15 protein-coding genes are annotated in these 16,891 nt (G+C 61.4%); 4 read left to right on the forward strand and 11 right to left on the reverse strand.

All coding sequences use genetic code 11. The features are described from left to right. Positions 1 to 9: 9 nt before the first annotated feature. Both DIC75_RS11150 and DIC75_RS11155 read right to left on the reverse strand, forming a co-directional pair. Positions 10 to 429 carry a pyridoxamine 5'-phosphate oxidase family protein gene (locus DIC75_RS11150; protein WP_250988110.1) on the reverse strand — a complete coding sequence of 140 codons (420 nt, stop codon included), beginning with the start codon at positions 427 to 429 and terminating at the stop codon, positions 10 to 12. A gap of 96 nt (positions 430 to 525) precedes the next feature. Next, positions 526 to 1,689, reverse strand: coding sequence for a hypothetical protein (locus DIC75_RS11155; RefSeq protein WP_250988111.1), 1,164 nt, complete (start codon positions 1,687 to 1,689; stop codon positions 526 to 528). An 80-nt stretch (positions 1,690 to 1,769) separates the two neighbouring features. On the opposite strand from DIC75_RS11155, the gene DIC75_RS11160 reads away from it, so the two are divergent. Beyond that, entirely contained in the window at positions 1,770 to 1,925 is a 156-nt protein-coding gene (locus tag DIC75_RS11160) for a hypothetical protein (protein WP_250988112.1), read from the forward strand. Here DIC75_RS11160 and DIC75_RS11165 read toward each other — a convergent pair. From DIC75_RS11165 to DIC75_RS11190, 6 genes are all read right to left on the reverse strand, one after another. Continuing rightward, positions 1,919 to 2,734 carry an ABC transporter ATP-binding protein gene (locus DIC75_RS11165; protein ID WP_250988113.1) on the reverse strand — a complete coding sequence of 272 codons (816 nt, stop codon included), beginning with the start codon at positions 2,732 to 2,734 and terminating at the stop codon, positions 1,919 to 1,921. The two genes, DIC75_RS11160 and DIC75_RS11165, sit on opposite strands and share 7 nt — an antisense overlap. A 108-nt stretch (positions 2,735 to 2,842) precedes the next feature. Next, entirely contained in the window at positions 2,843 to 3,589 is a 747-nt protein-coding gene (locus tag DIC75_RS11170) for a DUF1673 family protein (protein WP_250988114.1), read from the reverse strand. Continuing rightward, on the reverse strand, positions 3,586 to 4,065 hold the full coding sequence (locus DIC75_RS11175) for a DUF1673 domain-containing protein (RefSeq protein WP_250988115.1): 480 nt from the start codon (positions 4,063 to 4,065) through the stop codon (positions 3,586 to 3,588). The genes DIC75_RS11170 and DIC75_RS11175 overlap by 4 nt, the downstream gene beginning before the upstream one ends. After that, positions 4,065 to 4,754 (reverse strand): DUF1673 domain-containing protein, encoded by a 690-nt coding sequence (locus DIC75_RS11180; protein ID WP_250988116.1) that lies wholly within the window; start codon positions 4,752 to 4,754, stop codon positions 4,065 to 4,067. The genes DIC75_RS11175 and DIC75_RS11180 overlap by 1 nt, the downstream gene beginning before the upstream one ends. Continuing rightward, entirely contained in the window at positions 4,745 to 5,356 is a 612-nt protein-coding gene (locus tag DIC75_RS11185; protein ID WP_250988117.1) for a DUF1673 family protein, read from the reverse strand. Before DIC75_RS11185 ends, DIC75_RS11180 begins: the two co-directional genes overlap by 10 nt. After that, complete coding sequence (locus DIC75_RS11190; protein ID WP_250988118.1) at positions 5,353 to 5,799, reverse strand: hypothetical protein; 447 nt, start codon at positions 5,797 to 5,799, stop codon at positions 5,353 to 5,355. Before DIC75_RS11190 ends, DIC75_RS11185 begins: the two co-directional genes overlap by 4 nt. A gap of 226 nt (positions 5,800 to 6,025) precedes the next feature. On the opposite strand from DIC75_RS11190, the gene DIC75_RS11195 reads away from it, so the two are divergent. Next, entirely contained in the window at positions 6,026 to 6,802 is a 777-nt protein-coding gene (locus DIC75_RS11195; RefSeq protein ID WP_250988119.1) for a DUF169 domain-containing protein, read from the forward strand. A 14-nt stretch (positions 6,803 to 6,816) separates the two neighbouring features. Here the strand turns inward: DIC75_RS11195 and DIC75_RS11200 are convergent, their stop codons facing one another. The 3 genes from DIC75_RS11200 to DIC75_RS11210 form a co-directional block, all read right to left on the reverse strand. Then, complete coding sequence (locus DIC75_RS11200) at positions 6,817 to 7,578, reverse strand: dienelactone hydrolase family protein (protein ID WP_250988120.1); 762 nt, start codon at positions 7,576 to 7,578, stop codon at positions 6,817 to 6,819. A gap of 92 nt (positions 7,579 to 7,670) precedes the next feature. Next, a complete protein-coding gene (locus DIC75_RS11205; RefSeq protein ID WP_250988121.1) occupies positions 7,671 to 9,491 on the reverse strand; it encodes a dipeptidase in 1,821 nt (606 codons plus the stop codon). Between the two features lie 106 nt (positions 9,492 to 9,597). Then, the gene (locus DIC75_RS11210; RefSeq protein ID WP_250988122.1) at positions 9,598 to 9,798 is read right to left on the reverse strand and encodes a hypothetical protein; all 201 of its coding nucleotides are present in this window, start codon (positions 9,796 to 9,798) and stop codon (positions 9,598 to 9,600) included. A gap of 78 nt (positions 9,799 to 9,876) precedes the next feature. Here DIC75_RS11210 and DIC75_RS11215 point away from each other — a divergent pair, with 78 nt between their 5' ends. Then, the gene (locus tag DIC75_RS11215; RefSeq protein ID WP_250988123.1) at positions 9,877 to 10,683 is read left to right on the forward strand and encodes a hypothetical protein; all 807 of its coding nucleotides are present in this window, start codon (positions 9,877 to 9,879) and stop codon (positions 10,681 to 10,683) included. 688 nt (positions 10,684 to 11,371) lie between these two features. Next, positions 11,372 to 16,885: an AAA family ATPase gene (locus DIC75_RS11220; RefSeq protein WP_250988124.1), complete on the forward strand. Its 5,514-nt coding sequence runs from the start codon at positions 11,372 to 11,374 to the stop codon at positions 16,883 to 16,885. Positions 16,886 to 16,891: the final 6 nt, after the last annotated feature.

Consider the following 16,891-nt stretch of genomic DNA (forward strand, 5'->3'; position numbering starts at 1 on the left):
CCCAAAAAATCAGATGGACTTCTCCCAGCCCTGCCCCATATCGATGAGGGGCCGTATTTCACTGACCTCGAACGTCACCGAGGCGTGGATCATCGCCGCCGCGTCCTCGCCGGCGACTTGTGCGATCTGCTTCCGGTAGTTGTCCAGCGTCTCTCCGGAGGTCGCGTACTCCTTCATCTTCAGGTAGACCCGGAGCCCTTTCCAGTCCATGATCGTCTCTCCCTGTTCCACGATCGTGTAGACGGCGTTCGGGTTCTCCTGCAGGTACTCAAACGTACGGTTCTTCCCGAGCCCCATGACGACGGTCTTCTCGTCGAGCATCATCGGCGAGCCGAAGATTGCCGCATCGACTTTTCCCTCCTTGCTTGCGGTGCTGAGAAGGCCGATCCTCGGCTGTTTGTTGAAGTAATCCATCAGTCCGGATGCCATGATTCTTTCCTCCGATTAAACCCGGCATTATCGTCTCTCCTTAAAATAGTATGGGTGACGGTGTCCCCGGGAAGGAGGGCTGCAGGAGTCGCAGCCTCAGACTGTCAGAAACTCCCGGGGAGCAAGGCTGGTGGCGAGCATCACCGTGTTGATCTCCCGGTTTTGCATCCAGGTGCCGGCTTCCCGGTTCTTTGGATCCGTCCAGAAGCGCTCGATCTCGTCGGCAAGCGGCACGTACCGCATGAGAGCGTCCGCCTGCCGTGAGAGGGGCGGGTTCTCACGCACCCGTTCCGCGAGGGGGCCGACCCCCCGGATCCCGATCGAGAGCCCGAACTCCCGGAAGGCGAGACGGTAGTCCGCGGGGTAGCGAAGGGTCCCGCCCCCGGAAAAGCGTGCGAGGCCGGAGAGGGCCGCATCGAGGACGGAAGCCAGCAGATTTTCATGTGCGAATCCTTCCCGGCCGGCAAGCTGCGCTATCCTTCCGGAACCCTCCAGGATCTGCACGATCCTTCCGGCATCAAAGAGGAGACCGCCGATGCCGAGCGGGTCATCGGTGGCAAGGCTTCCTCCCCGGCAGATCCCGGCCATGTCGGCGATCTCGGGCGTGAGATCGATCCTTCCTCCCGCCGCCCGGAGCTCGCTGTAGGTGACGAACCCGTCGAGCGGGTCATGCTGGCCCATCGCGGGGACGAGCGGCCGGGCGAGATCGATGCTCATCTTCCAGTACGTCCTCTTTCTGCCGCCGGAGGAGGGGACGTGGGTGAACGCGGCATGGGCGGCCTTTGCAAGCTCCACCGCCCACTGCACGTAGACCGGGTCTCCGGTGACCCGGCTCACCCGGCTGAGCGCGTGCATCCACTTTGTCAGGTAATGGTAGTACTGCCCGTCCCGCTCCCACTCCAGCCGCTCGTCGAACGGTTCCCCGGGCTTTCGTTCGGGAAGCGGTTTTCCTATCCGGAGACCGCCCCGGGTCGGGTGCGCCTCACCCTCCTCTTCGGGTAAACCGCTGATCCAGCCCGTGCGAGAGTCGTCGTCGCGGTGCCGGCCGAGGGTGTGGTGCACCTGGTCGACGAGGCGGAGGGCGAGATCGCGGTAGGTCCCGTCACCCGTCCGGCGGAAGAGTTCGAGGTAGTTGCAGACCGCGTAGGCGTCCGTCCAGAGGTAGCGCCGCGGGCGGGCGCGAGGGGGGTCTAGCCCGGTCAGGCCGGCGAACTCCGCCATGAGGTCCCGGACGATTGTGGTATTTGCGTCTCCTGTCATCCCGTTTCCCGGGATGCTGCATCGGGTTCTTAAGTGTTGCCCCGGCGGCTACTTACGGCGGAGGGGCACACCGGATAGGTATGGCAGATTTTGCAGGCGGATATGCCGGAGTCGGAGCGGCGCTCGGGATGATCGCGGGACTGATGCTCGCCGGGCTGCCCGGCGCGGTTGCGGGCACCGCAGTCGGTGCGGTTGCCGGGTGGTACTTCGGGAAAAGGGCACCTCCCGTTCAGTAGCCCGTCGCGTAATAGTAGCCGTCCTCTTCCCGGACGCGGACCGGGACGCGGAAGAGGTCGCCGACGGCCCCGTCGGTCAGGACTTCCGCCTTTGGGCCGTCCATCCGGACGGCGCCGTCCCGCATCAGGACGACACGGGAGATCTCGGGGATGATGTCGTGGAGATTGTGGGTCACGAGGATGACGCCGGTGCCCGACCGGGCAATCTTTCGGAGCGTCTTTCTGAAGGTGTGGAGCGCGTGGAGATCGAGGCTGTTCGTGGGCTCGTCGAGGAGGAGGGTACCCGGGTCGTGTACCAGCGCCCTCCCGATCAGGAGCCTGCGTGCCTCGCCCGAGGATATCTCCGTCATCGGGCGGTCGGCGAGGTGGGCGACCTCGAGGAACTCGAGGATCTTGTCCGCCTTTCGCTCCATCGCGTCCGTCACCTCGTGGGAGAGGAAGAGCCCGATGCTCGAGAAGAACCCCGAGAGCACGACCTCGCGGCCCGATATGCTCCGGGTGAAGGTCTGCTGGAGGTCGCCGGAGACAAGCCCGAGGTGGGACCGAAGGTCGAAGGCATCCCACGTATCCCGCCCCCGGAACCTGAAGGTGACGTCCTGCCGCTGGCGGGAGGGGTAGTACTCGCGGGTGATCGTCCTGATGAGCGACGATTTTCCGGCACCGTTCGGCCCGAGGATGGCAATATGCTCTCCCTCCCGGATCGTGAGCGATACTGAGTCGAGGAGAATTCTCCCGTTCCGGACCACGCTGACGTTTTTAAACTCGACCAGCGGGGAGGACGGGTGAGCGGCGGCGGTGCCGTCAGTCATGCCGGCCGCTCCGTCGGGCAGGGTTTAGGGGAGTGTATTCGGTACGGGGATTCCATCGGATGTCGCCGTTGTGTATGTTAGACGGTTCTCCTCAAAAGGTACGCTCAGTCATCGCGGGGAACCGAGCAGCGCGGCAACCCTCTCCGGGTCGTCCGCGTAGACGTGGAGGAACCCGGCGGGTTCCAGCCTCACCCAGACGCGGCCGGGATACCGCAGACTGACCAGGCCACGATAGAGCAACTCCAGCATAAATGCCATCCAGCCGACCGCCAGGAGAACCTGAAAGCCGAAATAGGGGTTGAAGGCCTGGTCGCCGAAATAGCGCATCAACCAGTTCCCTACGCCGGCAAAGAATATCGCTGCAGTCATGATTATCAGGAGGAGCGCGGACAACCAGCGGGGTATGGAGAGGTAGGGTCGTTTCACCTCGACCGACCTTACCGTATCCTTTCCAAAGACGAGGGGCCGGATATGCGATCTCCGGACAATGACGGAGTTCCCGGAGAATTCTATCATGGTTCGGTAGGGATCGAAGTAGATGCGCCATGCAGTCCATGCCAGAAGGGAAACAGCCATGAAAGTAAAGATGAGCCCCGGCCACAGGGAGGGGATCAGGACGGATATCACGAAGAGGAGGAGGAAAACGAGGACGGCAAACGGCATCAGCACAAAGAAGCGAGGACTGGTGTACTCCACGAACACGTCCTCCACCACCTCCCGGCTGCCGTCCGCCGCCGTCCCGAGCCCGATCTCATCGCCCGGCGCGGCGTACCGCCGTCGGCAGGCGCCGGCAGCTGCCGCATTCGGGCACCACCCCATCCACCGGCGTATTGTCTCGGAGAGTTTCATCGTCATGCGGCTGCCTCCCCGCCGAGGTTTGCGCGGTAGATCTCTTTCCGGTGGAAGAGGTAAATTATCATGATGATGATCCCGCCCACAAGCGTCGCCGCCCCCCAGGTCAGCGGCTGCCAGGTGACGACATCGCCTAGCAGCGTCTCCTTCTCGAAGTTGTCCCCGGCACGGATACTCTGCGCGTCATAATACACGGCGACGGCGGAGAGGACGACGAGGAGCGGGAGGAACTCACGGTCATACACGACCGGGAGGAGCCAGGCCAGGGCAATGAGGATCAGCAGCATGTTGTCCTGGTAGCCACTCCGTTCGCCGCCTGCGGTGCCGGCCGGTTCCGGGCCGGGGTCTGGCTCCGGCTTCGCTCTCTGCCACGCATCCCCGTAGCCCGCTTCCGCGCTCGTGCGCCGGACGGGCCTGACGGCGTCGGCGTTCGGGCACCAGCCGAGCTTCTTCCTGATATACTCCAGAAACACCGTCATCAGGCCACCCCCAGCGTTCGGGCTATCCGTTCAGGGTCGTCGGTGTAGATTGCGGCGATCCTCTTTTCCGTCGTTATCGTCAGGGTTCGCGGGTAACGTGTCCGCACGCAGGCGCGGTAGAAGATCACGGGGAAGAAGAACGCGCCGCCAAGCCCGAAGATAAACCGCATGGAGGTCGGATTATCCCATCCATAGTATATACCGCCGGCCGCCGATACGAGAAGCGCCGCCAGTGTCGTCGCAAGGAGCCAGAAAGGGACAGGGAATCTGTTCTCTCCCACCTCCGCCTTCACGATGGCATCCTTCGGGATGACAATCGGCCGGAAAAGCGGCCGTCTGATGGTGATCGTCTCCGAAGAGATCTCGACGCGGGCTCTTCTCAGAACCCCGTATAACTCCACACCGGAGAAAGCCAGCAGGATAGCCAGCAGGATAAAGCGCCCTGCAGGGGCTGTCACAGCGAGGCAGCCGATGAGCAGAGCGCCGGCAACAATCAGAATGAGGTACATCGCCGGAGTGCCGATCGGGCCGTAGTCAACCAGTGCACCCTCCACCACATCCCGGCTGCCGTCCGCCGCCGTCCCGATCTCACCGTCCAGCGCAGTATACCGGCGGATGGTGCCAGCCGCCGCTGCGTTCGGGCACCAGCCCATCAGCCTCTGTATCGCCCGGGGGAATCTCATCGGCATATGGTCTCCTCCTGCGCCACCGTACCTAGAACATACGTCGACCCAATCTCTGCGATCAGGGTCGCCTGGTGCTGCCGCTCCCAGACGATTGTAACGCCGTACCACGTCCAGAAGATGAGACTCAGGCCCAGCACGAGCCCGAGAATCCGGTCGAACGTGCCGTCCTGCACAAGGTACACCATACAGGCGACGAGAAGAACAGCGGCCACCGGCAGACTCAGATACCTGATGATACGCTGTCTCCGGGTCATGTTGGCCCGGGTAAACTCCCCGGCGGCAACCCGTGCATACTGTTTCTGGTAACTGAGCAGGAAGCCGAGGGCCGCTCCTGCCCCGATGGCGAGGCCTGTCCACATGGTCAGGTACCCCGGAGCATCCTCGACCAGGATAAAGAGCGCCGCTGTCGCCGCGGAGAAGGCTATTGCTGCGACCAGCAGCTGGTTGTGGTAGCGGTGCCACCACCCGGGTTCGGTCCGGGGGACGCAGTCCCTCCCCCCCGCCGCTGCGGCCGTCACCGGCCGCACCGCGAGATCCGCCCGCATCGACGCCTGCAGGGGGCACCAGCCCAGGTACGCCCGGATTGTCTCCATGAGAGGCATCATACCATCTCCCGGAGTTTCGCAAAGAGTTCGTCGGCCAGACGGGTCGGGTCGTCGGTCTTTTCAAGCGCAATCCCCAGTTCGTCTGCGTAGCCCCAGAGGAGTTCGATGCACCGGGCGTACCGGGGACATGCGCCGCAGTCGCCCTCGTGCTCGTACCAGACCTGCACGCCGTGGTTGGCCGAGACGAAGACGATGGCCGCTGCATTGAAGGGGACCGAGCGGCCGAAGAGGACTCCAATCTCTGCGTTCAGGCGCTCGACCTCGATCTGGTTCGCCTGCGCCATCTCTAGAAGCGTCTCCTCGACCTTCCGGTCCATGGCAAGCAGCGCCTTCGAGACCGCCTGGCGGGATATGCGGAAGCGGTCCGCGATATGGACGTTCGCAAGACCGGTGCGGCGGAGCTTCCAGAACGCAAACTGCCTGTCGTTCAGGGGGAGTGGCATGCGTCAACAATCACAGGTTGACAATATATACATTTCGATATTTCCTGCCGATCCGGCTCGTGTGCGGTTCCCGGCAGCCGGCTCTCCCCCGTCGAGATCTTCCTTTTCAGTAAGGACGGTGATAGTCCGTCAGCTCGGTACTCCGCCGGGTTCCTGCTGAGGCCGGACGCGCCACGCCAACAAGCGGATCAGAATATTAATCCCCGCCGCCCTAAAACAGGGTCATATGGACACAGCACTGCGCGACGCTTACATCAGGCTCCACGAGAAGTACTTCCCCGGGACGGACCTCCCGATCGCCTTCGAGGTCGGGGGCGCGACGGATGGGGTGGAGAAGGCCCCCGCCCCGAAGGGCTGGAGGTGCTTCGTCTGCGACCTTACAAAGGTGAGAAACGGCAAAAGCCTCGTCTTTTCCGAAGAGTCGATCGGGTGCCGCGGAGGGAGGTTCTACCTCGGCTACGACGCCGAGCGGTTCCCCGACTTCCGCTACTTCCTCTCCTACGGAAAACCCGGCGAGATGGAGGGGGAGCGCTACAAGCAGACGCCGGAGATCGTGGACGAACTCGACCGGGGAACCACCCGGATACCGACGAAGGGAAAAGAGATCGTATTCAAGCGCTGGGACAACCTCACGGACGCGGACAAGCCGGACGCCGTCGTCTTCTTCGCCCGGCCGGAGGTGCTCTCCGGCCTATTCACGCTTGCAAATTTCGACCGGGCCGACCCGAACGGGGTTGTCTGCCCGTTCGGCGCCGGGTGCAGCTCGGTCTTTTACTTCCCCTGGCTCGAGCAGCAGAACGAGAATCCAAGAGCGGTGCTCGGGATGTTCGACCCCTCGGCACGGCCCTGCGTCCCGCTGGACGTCCTGACGATGGCCTTCCCCATGAAGAAGTTTGAGAAGGTGATCGGTTTCATGGAGGAGAGTTTCCTCATCACGGAGTCGTGGGGGAAGGTGATGAAGAAGATCGAGCGGAGCGACAGACTGTATTCACCTAAAAAATGACCGGGTAGTGGAGATCACCCGAGCGTCCGGTTGAAAAAGATTGCCATCTCCTGATACGCGCTCTCTGCGACAGGACTCTCCACCAGCTCCCCGTCCTCGCCGATCATGAACCCGTGCGGTTCGCCCTGGTAGACCTTGAGCTCGAAGTACTTCCCGGCGGTATCGAGATCGGTCGCATACCGGTAGATATCGGCCACCGGACTTGCCTCGTCCGCCGTGCCGTGGATGATCAGCATCGGGTCGGTGATGTTGTCGATGAACTCCGCCGGGGGAGTCCCGTTCGCCTGCCCGCCGGAGTAGGGGAAGCCGTACCAGGCGACACCCGAACTGAACTCCTCTATCCGGGGCAGGAAGAGCATCGTGTAGCGCCCGCCCGCGCAGAACCCCGTCAGGCCGATGCTGCTTGAGTTAACCTCGGGACGGGTCCCGAGGTAGGCGACCGTATCCCTGACCAGCGCCTCCGTGACGTTGTCATCCGGCGACTCTTCGAAGGTCTGCCACTCGGGGGCGATGACGACGAATCCCTCTGTGGCCAGGCGGTCGATCATATCCTGGTAGCCGACTTCCAGGCCGTTGAAGGAGAGGAGCAGCACCACGGCCGGGTACGGCCCGGTGTCTTCGGGCGTCGTGATGTAGGCCGGATAATTCTGGCCGCCGCTCTGGATGTTCACCGTCGTTCCGTTCCGCATCCCGGCAGTGCCCACGTCGGCAGCGCCCACACTGCCGACGAGGAGGAGCAGGGATACAACCGCTGCAAGCAGGATCACACTTCTCATAGGTTTCCCCCCGTTCCAGGGTGCACCCCAATCCTGCTCACATCATATAACGGTGTCGCCCGGCCGGCACGCCCGGTAGAAAAAAGAGGTGATCAGATGAGTTCCCGGATCTCCGCAAACGTCGCATCCTTCGGGACCCAGACGGTATTGCCGGTGTAGTTCAGCCCGCCGGCAGCGCGGAGGTCTTCAAGCGGGTAGATCCGCGGCCCGTACTGGTACCCGGTCTCGTTCAGCCACCGTGACGGATACCCGGGCTCCTCGACCGCCCCCGTCACGGGGTCGGTGATGAGGCCGTTTGAGTACGTGACGATCAGTGTGCCCGACAGATCGTGCCACTCATCGATGATCGCATCGCCCCGTGCAACGGTGAAGTTCGTGAGGAGACGTGCCGCCCCTTCATCGTCGCCGGCAGCGATGAGGTCGACCGCCTGTCTGTCGGTCTCCTGCACGAGCGCTATCGACTCAGCCTCGAGCTCGCCCTGCTTTGCAGTGATGACGTCGATCATCGCGTCGTAGCGGAGCATGGCCCAGTTCGTCAGGAGGTCGAACGTCCAGTACGCGGTGTCGTAGTCGTACTCCGACCGGTCGCCGGTCGTGTACGCGACGGACACGTTCGTTGAACCCGCGTAGATCGGCGCATAAACCGTCTCGTACGTGACCGCCGGACCGAACCAGAGCACGCCTCCTACCGGGTCGGGGAGAGACGACCGTGCCTGGGCGACGTAACTGTAACTGCAGAAGACCGCCGAGACCGGCCGCGGGTTCGCCCCGGGACGGACCTCCATGTACGACTCGTTCTGGAAGTCCGTGTGGGCATCGTCGGGTCCTAAGTACCGGTACGGGTTCCCGAACGGTCCGGCAGCCGTGCCTGCAGAGAGGTCGAAATCGGTTCCCTCGTAGTGGTCCCGGAAGAGCGAGAACGCCCCGGTGAGGTTGACCTTCTCGTCGGGCGCAACGGTGAACGGGTACGCCTTCGTGTACGAGTTCTCGACGTACGGACTCAGGTTGAGCGACGGGGCGAGGCGGTCCTGGATGCGCCAGACCCGCATCAACGAGTAGTAGGGATGCGAGTACTCGCCGTAGCTGACGATCTTGAGCCAGTCGAGGGGGCCGTCGGCAGGGGACCACACACCGGCCTCTTCAAGCCTGCCGAAGAGATCGTTCGAGTAGATCTGGTCGGGGTTTCCGGGAACGACCTCGCGGATCCTGAACTCGTTTGCCGCTACAAAGACCTCCCCGTCGGGGATTTTCTGTGCGACCCAGAGGCCTCCGCCGTCCGCCTCATCGAGGCTCGAGCAGATCTCGATGACCCACGCCTCCTCCGGGTCGGCGAAGATGAGCGTCTCGCCGGTTCCGTAATAGCCGTAGGTGTCGATCAGGCCGCCGACCAGTTCGACCGCTTCCCGCGCTTTCGTGCACCGCTCAAGCGCTATGTTCGAGAGCTCCGAGGAGTAAAAGATCCGCTTTCCTTCAACTGCATTGAGCTCGACCTTCGCGTATTCGGTGCATTCGGCGGAGAGGAGCTGGTGTTCGTTCATCATGCCGTACGACCCGGTGTAGTAGGCGTAGGTGTGCGGCACCTGGTCGATATGCCCGAGAACCAGGCGCGAATCACCGCTGTCCTCGCCTCCCGCCGCATCCGAACCGCTGTCCGGGTCGAAAAAGACCGGTCTTTGCTCTCCGGGCGCATGGTCGGCCGCGGGGACGTAAAGAAGGCTTATGTCGTCGACGTTTCTCCAGTCTTTCCCGACGCCGTCGTTCGTATGCCCGACATACATCGACCCGTCTTCGGATGCACCGGGCGTCACTGCAAAGACGGTGCATGCCGCTGCATTCGCCGACAGGAGCAGGAATGCAACGAACAGGCAGAGGCCGCTGCGTAAGAAAACAGTTATACCGACACGCTTTCGCATAAAGAAAAGAGACAAAACGGGTTTAAAAGGATGGCGAATTGTCTGCCGCTGATTTCGGAAAGATTTTTCAGAACGGATTCACTTTCGCTGCCAGTTGCAGCGATGATCAAAGTGTCTGCAGGAGAGAACAGGCAGAATCCGGCAGGAATACTTCGCGGGCCGGGATCCGCACCTCGTCAAGCCATGCCTTACGCCGCCTATCCGTTCTGGTGACCATGACCTCGAACGTCCGCCGCCGGAAGGCCGAATCCCGCAGGGTCTGCAGATGCAGCCCCATCTGGAGCGGTTCAAGGGGATCGCGTATCACGCCTGTTTCAGGCTGGCCTGCCGGAAGAAAGACGGCAGCGAAAAGGGTTATCTACCATTTCCGGGATACCTGATCCGCATGGCATCGGTCGAAACCGCCCCCGGCAGCACCGGGCTCTCCAGGGGGAAGGCCTTCGGCATCGCGGTCGCGCTCTACCTGGTCTGGGTCTTCGCCACATGGCTGCTCGAGGGCAGGATCCTCCTGCTGCAGAACCCGGACCCGACGGGAAGGCTGATCTACGCCGTCGTGGCGAACATCGTCATCGGGACCCTGATCACCCTCGTCGCCATCCGCGCTTTCCTCTCGGCCGGCATACTCTCCCCGGACAGGACTGGATTCCGCCCGGTCCCGTATGCGGTCGGTGCGGTTCTCCTTGCGGGGATCGTCGGGGCGCTCATCTACGCCCTGTCCGGGTTCCCGACATCGGACCCGGTCGTCTTTCTCAACGGGTTCGCCCAGGTCTTCCCGACATCCGTCGCCGAGGTCTTCGTCTGCTGGACGGCCATCGGCATGGTGAGCGAATCCCTGGCGCAGCCGGCGGGAAAATATCTCGCGCTCGTCACCGGGATCGTGACGGCAACGGTCTTCTTCGGGGTCTACCATATCGCCCACAGCCCGCCGTTTAATACCCCGATGATGATCGTCTTCCTGATGCTCCCGGGCCTTGCGACGAGCATCTTTTACTTTGCAGTCAGGGAGGTCTACTCGACGATCGTCTTCCAGAACCTCATGGGAACGCTCGGGGTGCTCCAGAACATCGATCCGGCGGCGCTGGCCCGGCCGAACCCCGGCGCGATAACGCTTGCCCTGGCCCTGGTCGCGGTGCTGATCGCTGCCGATTACCTGCTGGTCCGCAAACGGTTCGGTTCCCCGAAGCAGGAATGAGGATTTTCCATCCTGCGGATAGCCCTCGTGGAGCAGCCGCGGGTATGCCCGGGCGGCACGTCCGGAGCGTGAGGGGGAGAGCCGAAAACGGCTCGGGTGCGTGCTTCCGGTAGTCCCCACCCGGCTGCACCAGGCACGCGTCCCAAATTTATCCGGAACGTTGAAGATTCAACCGATCGGTTCGCCCTCATTCGCAGTGTCGATAATGCGAGTCGTCATTGACCCAATACCTCAAATAAGATTTTTTCGGGCCTTCGGAGGCTCAAGGAATTCCAGACTCCTGCGTTCGCACTTCCGACCGGTCGCAACTCGCACAGGAGAACGCCGGTCGGAACATCCGGCGTTTGAACATCCAGGTGCAACGGGATCTATCCCTGCAGGAGTTTTGGGATAGCCCCAAGGCCAAATGTTATTAGCAATTATCCGAAGATTCATACTTGTCAACTGGGTGAGATATTAGGATCGTGGTCGGGAATCAAGATGGCCTGCATGAGAATACTCATTATCCGGCAGAAAGATCTGCCTGTCGGGAGAGCGAACCCTCACGGCGCCCCGTGAAGGGGCAAAGACCGGGGTTACGCCGGCAGGATCGATGAGAAAGATAACTGACGAAACGTACCGGGAGATTGGTGCGGACTCCCGGGGACACCCGTCCGCTCGACGACGCATCTTCTAAAGGAGAAACGGGATGCTGATATCCAATTATGAGTTACTCGAGAGACTGGCCGAAACACCTCATGCTACCGTTTTCAAAGCGTATAACAAGAGAAACCCGGATAAACTGCTGACCCTCAAGGTCCTGAAGGAGAACGGCCTCTCCGAATACAAGTTGACCCGGTTCAGGCAGAAGGTCGAGCACCTCAGGGTCCTGGATGACCCCCGGTTGATTACGCCCCTATCGTTCAGTGATCTCGACGGAACCTGCTTTCTCACCCAGGAGTACTTCGGCGGAATCACCCTCAGTTCGCTGATGGAAGCGCGCTCGCCGCTTTCTCTCTCCGACTTCCTCACCGTAGCCTGTGCGCTCACGTCGACGCTTGAGAAAGTGCATGAAGCGGGGATCATCCACGGGGGCATCAAACCCAACAACATCCTCGTCGACGGGACGCTCGCCGTGCGGCTGATCGACTTCGTCAGTGCCGTCGATGTGAGGGATGTCAGCCATTTCATCTACGACCGTTCTTTCGTCAGGGGGACGCTGGCCTATACTTCCCCGGAACAGACCGGCCGCATCAGCCACCAGGTGACCGTCGCCTCAGATCTGTACTCGCTCGGGGTCGTCTTCTACGAGATGCTGACCGGCCGTCTCCCCTTCATATCCGATGATCCCCTTGAATTGATACATTCCCACCTTGCACGGGAAGCGGTAGCGGCCCACGAAGTGAACCCCGAAGTCCCCGTCGTCGTATCGAGGATCGTCGCCAGGTTGATGCAGAAAGAGCCCGAGAAGCGCTACCGGAGCTGCAGCGGACTCCTTGCCGACCTCACGCAGTGCCGCGACGAGTTTGCGGCAATCCGGACCGTCCGTGAATTCCCCCTGGAGCGGTACGTTCAGACTCACAGGGCAACATTCGTATCGAAGATGGTCGGCCGGGACAGGGAGGCCGGGACCATCCTCGGCGAATACGAAGAGGTTGCCCGGGGCGAGTTCCGTGCGCTCTTCATCTCCGGGCTCTCCGGCATAGGAAAGACCCGCCTGATACAGGAACTGCAAAAGCCGATCGTGCGGCACGCGGGCTACTTCACATCGGGAAAGTTCGATGTCTACCAGAGAAACATACCCTACAGTTCCCTGATTCAAGCGATACGAAATCTGCTGCGGACCTTCCTGACCGAGAGCAACGAGCGGGTCCTTCTCTGGAGGGAGAGAATCACGGAGGCCGTGGGCCAGAACGGGAAGGTCCTGACCGATGTCATCCCGGAACTGGAGATCCTGATCGGTCCGCAGCCCGGGGTCAGGCCTCTCCCTCCGGTCGAGTCACTGAACCGGTTCCATGACGTCTTCGGCCGGTTTCTGGGCTGTCTCGCAAGCGAGGAGAACCCGCTGACCCTCTTCATCGACGACCTCCAGTGGTGCGACGGGGCCTCCTTCGACTTCCTGGAGAACATCTTCGCAAGCTCCGGGGATCACCCCTACCTCTTCCTGATCGGGGCCTACCGCCATAACGAGGTCGACCAGAGCCATCCCCTCTCAAGGCTCATCCGCAATGCGAAGGAGAACGGCCGACCGTTGAAGGAGATCCGGCTCGAGCCCTTGAAACCCGAACACTGCCACGAGATGGTCTCGTACATACTCGACTCTCCCCTTGTGCAGACAGAGGCCCTTTCTGAGTTTATTTTTGCGCTGACCGAAGGAAACCCGCTCTTTGTCAGCGAGAGCCTTTCCTACCTGCACAACGAAGACCTGCTGTATCTCGACGACGACCGCCAATGGCGGTGGGACCTCGAGAGGATCCAGAGGTCCCGCATGCCGACCACCATCGTCGCCCTCTTCGCCTCGAAGATCCAGAACCTCCCTCGGGACCTGATCACCCTGCTCGAATACTGTGCCTGCATGGGCAACACCTTCTCGCCTGCCGAGGTCTCGCAGATCCGGGGGATGACCCTGCTCGAGACGTTCGAGGTGCTGAAACCGGCTCTCGGGCAGGGACTGCTCGTCGAGAGCAAGAACCAGTTGCAGTTCATCCACGATAAAGTCCAGGAAGCGGCGCTATCCGCCATACCGGCAGAGAGGCGCCGGCAGATCCACTGGCAGGTGGGCAACCACCTCCTCCGTGCCGTCCCGGAGGAGGCGCTTATGGGGATGGAGAAGCTCGAAAACCTCTTCACCATCGCCTCCCACCTCAACCTGGGTCTGGAAGAGGAACCTGACCCGAAGAAGGCGTATTTCCTCTCGGATATCAACTACCATGCCGGCAACAAGGCACTCGACTCCCTCGCCACACAGGCAGCCAACGATTACTTCAACCGGAGCAGGGAACTCCTGCCCGACGACTGCTGGGAGGAGAGCCACTATGAGCGCACGTTCAGGATATTCCAGAGAGCGGCAAAGACGGAGCTCATGTGCGGGAATTACGGGGACTCCGAGAGGCTGCTCAACCACCTCCTCGACCATGCCGGGACGGATCTCGACCGGGCGGAGTGTCTCGCGGAGCAGACCACGTCGCTCTCGTCCATAGGCAACTTCAACAAGGCTATCGAGACCGCGAACCGGGGCCTCGCCTACTTCGGCAGATCCATCCCGGACGATCCGGACGAAGCGGAGAGGAGACGAGAGGCTGTGATGGGCGAGATCGCCTCGATGGAGGTCGACGTATGGGATGCCATCCGGAAGATGCCGTTTACCACGGACAGGAAGAGTAAGATAGAACTCGCCTATTACAGCGAACTGATCCCCGACCTCTACATGTCGGGGCTCGTGCCGCAACTCTACCTCTCGGCTGCGCAGTCGACCCGGCACTGCCTCTCGGGGGGTATGGACGAGTCCGTCATCTATTCCTTCAGCATCATGGGGCTCATGCTCGGGGAACAGGAGGATTTTGCGTCGGCGTTCAGGTACGAGGACCTTGCTCGCGACCTCTCGGCAAAATATCCCAATACCTTCGGCGCCACGCGCGGCATGAACGGGATCGTCTGGTGCAACATGCATTCGAGAAGTCATCCACAGGAGATCGTGGATTACTGTCTCAAAGCGATCCAGAGCGGGAAGAACTGCGGCGACCTCTACAATGCAGGCCTCTCCTACGGGCCCCTGATGTGGAACCTGCAGGTCCAGGGAGCGGACTTCTCCGTTATCGAAGAGTATGCCATCGAATGCCTTCAATTCTCCAACCGGTACCACCTCTCCTTCTCCGTCGGACTCGCCGAAGCGATGCAGGCGGGCTGGATCGAGCCCATGAAGAAGGGCTCCCAACCGGCGCCCATGGACCAAAAATTGGCGCAGTGGGAGCAGGAGAACCACATCGCCTCTGCCGGGAGTTATTTCGTCCACAGGGCTCTCGCGCATTACTACCTGGGAGAGCACGAAGAGGCCGGGCGATACCTCGCCGGTGTCCGGAAGTATCTCTCGGGCCTGACCGACAACGTGCTGAAGAGGGAGTGGTACGTCTTCAGGGTCTTGAATGCCCTGAAACTGCACGAGATGGGACTAGGGTTTGAGCGTGAAGAGGACCTGCTCGCGGAGATCCGGCCGATCATCGCGAACCTTGAGACGTGGGCGAGTCTCGGGCCTCTGCTGCGACCCTATCTTGCCTTTGTGCATGCCGAACTCGCGAGAGTCACCGGCGATTACCGGGAGGCGAGAAGCCTTTACCTCGATGCGATAGACGCCGCACACAGGGAGAACTACACGTTCCTCGCAGGGCACCTCAACGAATGCCTCGGGGAACTTCTCGGGCAGGCCGGAGGGGGCTCCGGAAGGGCGTTTATCACCGAGGCAGGGCGTCTGTACAGGAAATGCCGCGCAGAGCGAAAAGCGGTCAATCTTGTCGAACGCTATCCTGAATACTTTGAGGACGGGGTCGCTTCGTACCCGCACCTCGATCCGGATCATTCTGCCCGCACTCTTCCCGATCTCGACGTCGAATACCTCATGAAGTCCTCGCTCGCCATCTCCGCCGAGATCGAGCAGAAAGCCCTGCTTGAGAAGATCATGAACGTGGTCATCGAGAGTTCGGGGGCGGAGGCAGGGTATCTCCTGATGGAAGAGAACGGCAACCTGTTCATCCGCGCAGAGAGCCATGTCACCGACAGGGAAGCTGTGAAGACTGCCAATAAAAGACTGGAAGAGTCGTCCGGGATCTGCAAGGCGATCGTCCGCTACGTGCACCGGACCGGGGAGACGCTGATCCTGAGGAACGCCGGGAAGGAAGGGCCGTTCATCGACAACCCGGAAATCCAGGAGATGCACCTCCGCTCGGTGCTCTGTCTTCCGGTGATCAAGCAGTCGAAGATGATCGGGGTGCTGTACCTGGAGAATCGCCTGTCGGAGGGGGTATTCACACCCGGAAAGACGGATATGGTGGAACTGCTGGTCTCCCAGGCGGCCATCTCTCTTGAGAACGCCACGCTCTTTGCCGAGCGCAGGCGGGCCGAGGAGGCCTTCCGGGAGACGAGCGATTACCTGGAGAGCCTGATAGACCATGCCAACGCACCCATCGTCGTCTGGGACACGTCGAGGAGGATCACCCGGTTCAACCACGCCTTCGAACGGTTGACGGGCTATGCGGCACGCGATGTGCTGGGGAGACCCCTCGAACTTCTCTTCCCCGAGGAAGGCAAGCAGAGATCCCTCGCACATATCAACCGGACCTCGTCGGGGGAGTACTGGAACGCCGTGGAGATCCCTATCCGGAGAAAGAGCGGGTCGGTGCGCACGGTGCTGTGGAACTCGGCCAATATTCACGACGAGGACGGGATCACCGTCATTGCCACCATCGCCCAGGGGCAGGACATCACCGATAGAAAGCTCGCCGAAGGAGAACTGAAAAAGTATGCCGAAGACCTCAAACGGAGCAACCAGGACCTGGAGTGGTTCGCCTATATCTCCTCTCACGACCTCCAGGAGCCGCTCAGGGCAATCTCCGGCTTTGCGGAGCTGCTCGAGAGACGGTATAAAGGTCAGATCGATGAACGAGCGGATAAATACATCCATTTCATCGTCGACGGCACCAGACAGATGCAGCAGATCATCCAGGATCTTCTCTCGTATTCCCGGGTACAGACCAGAGCCCATGAATTCGACCTCATCGACACGAACCGATCGCTCGACCAGGCGCTCCTGAATCTGCACGCGTCGATCAGGGATACGCACGCCGTCATCACGAAGGACCCGCTCCCGGAGATCCTCGCCGACAACATCCAGATCACCCAGGTCTTTCAGAACCTCATAGGCAACGCATTGAAGTTCCATAAGCCGGAGACGGTCCCGGAGATCCACATCTCCGCTTCCCGGGATGGAGATGCCTGGGTATTCTCGGTGACGGACAACGGGATCGGCATCGATCCTGCGCACATCGACCGTATCTTCAGGCTCTTCCAGCGCCTGCATGCAAAAGGCGAGTACGATGGTACGGGCATCGGCCTTACCATCTGCAAGAGGATCGTCGAACGACACGGCGGCGAGATCACCGTCCGGTCGGAGCCCGGGGCGGGATCGACGTTCTCCTTCTCCATCCCGTCCCATTCGGAGGTCACACCATGAACAAGC

This window comes from Methanoculleus oceani (assembly GCF_023702065.1).
GTDB classification, from domain to species: domain Archaea; phylum Halobacteriota; class Methanomicrobia; order Methanomicrobiales; family Methanoculleaceae; genus Methanoculleus; species Methanoculleus oceani.

Excerpts from the sequence above, each read along its gene's own strand:
- DIC75_RS11180 (WP_250988116.1), bottom strand. The coding sequence starts at position 4,754 with ATGCCGATGAGATTCCCCCGGGCGATACAGAGGCTGATGGGCTGGTGC.
- DIC75_RS11215 (WP_250988123.1), top strand. The coding sequence starts at position 9,877 with ATGGCATCGGTCGAAACCGCCCCCGGCAGCACCGGGCTCTCCAGGGGG.
- DIC75_RS11205 (WP_250988121.1), bottom strand. The coding sequence starts at position 9,491 with ATGCGAAAGCGTGTCGGTATAACTGTTTTCTTACGCAGCGGCCTCTGC.
- DIC75_RS11155 (WP_250988111.1), bottom strand. The coding sequence starts at position 1,689 with ATGACAGGAGACGCAAATACCACAATCGTCCGGGACCTCATGGCGGAG.
- DIC75_RS11185 (WP_250988117.1), bottom strand. The coding sequence starts at position 5,356 with ATGATGCCTCTCATGGAGACAATCCGGGCGTACCTGGGCTGGTGCCCC.
- DIC75_RS11190 (WP_250988118.1), bottom strand. The coding sequence starts at position 5,799 with ATGCCACTCCCCCTGAACGACAGGCAGTTTGCGTTCTGGAAGCTCCGC.
- DIC75_RS11195 (WP_250988119.1), top strand. The coding sequence starts at position 6,026 with ATGGACACAGCACTGCGCGACGCTTACATCAGGCTCCACGAGAAGTAC.
- DIC75_RS11220 (WP_250988124.1), top strand. The coding sequence starts at position 11,372 with ATGCTGATATCCAATTATGAGTTACTCGAGAGACTGGCCGAAACACCT.
- DIC75_RS11200 (WP_250988120.1), bottom strand. The coding sequence starts at position 7,578 with ATGAGAAGTGTGATCCTGCTTGCAGCGGTTGTATCCCTGCTCCTCCTC.
- DIC75_RS11175 (WP_250988115.1), bottom strand. The coding sequence starts at position 4,065 with ATGACGGTGTTTCTGGAGTATATCAGGAAGAAGCTCGGCTGGTGCCCG.
- DIC75_RS11160 (WP_250988112.1), top strand. The coding sequence starts at position 1,770 with ATGGCAGATTTTGCAGGCGGATATGCCGGAGTCGGAGCGGCGCTCGGG.
- DIC75_RS11150 (WP_250988110.1), bottom strand. The coding sequence starts at position 429 with ATGGCATCCGGACTGATGGATTACTTCAACAAACAGCCGAGGATCGGC.
- DIC75_RS11165 (WP_250988113.1), bottom strand. The coding sequence starts at position 2,734 with ATGACTGACGGCACCGCCGCCGCTCACCCGTCCTCCCCGCTGGTCGAG.
- DIC75_RS11170 (WP_250988114.1), bottom strand. The coding sequence starts at position 3,589 with ATGACGATGAAACTCTCCGAGACAATACGCCGGTGGATGGGGTGGTGC.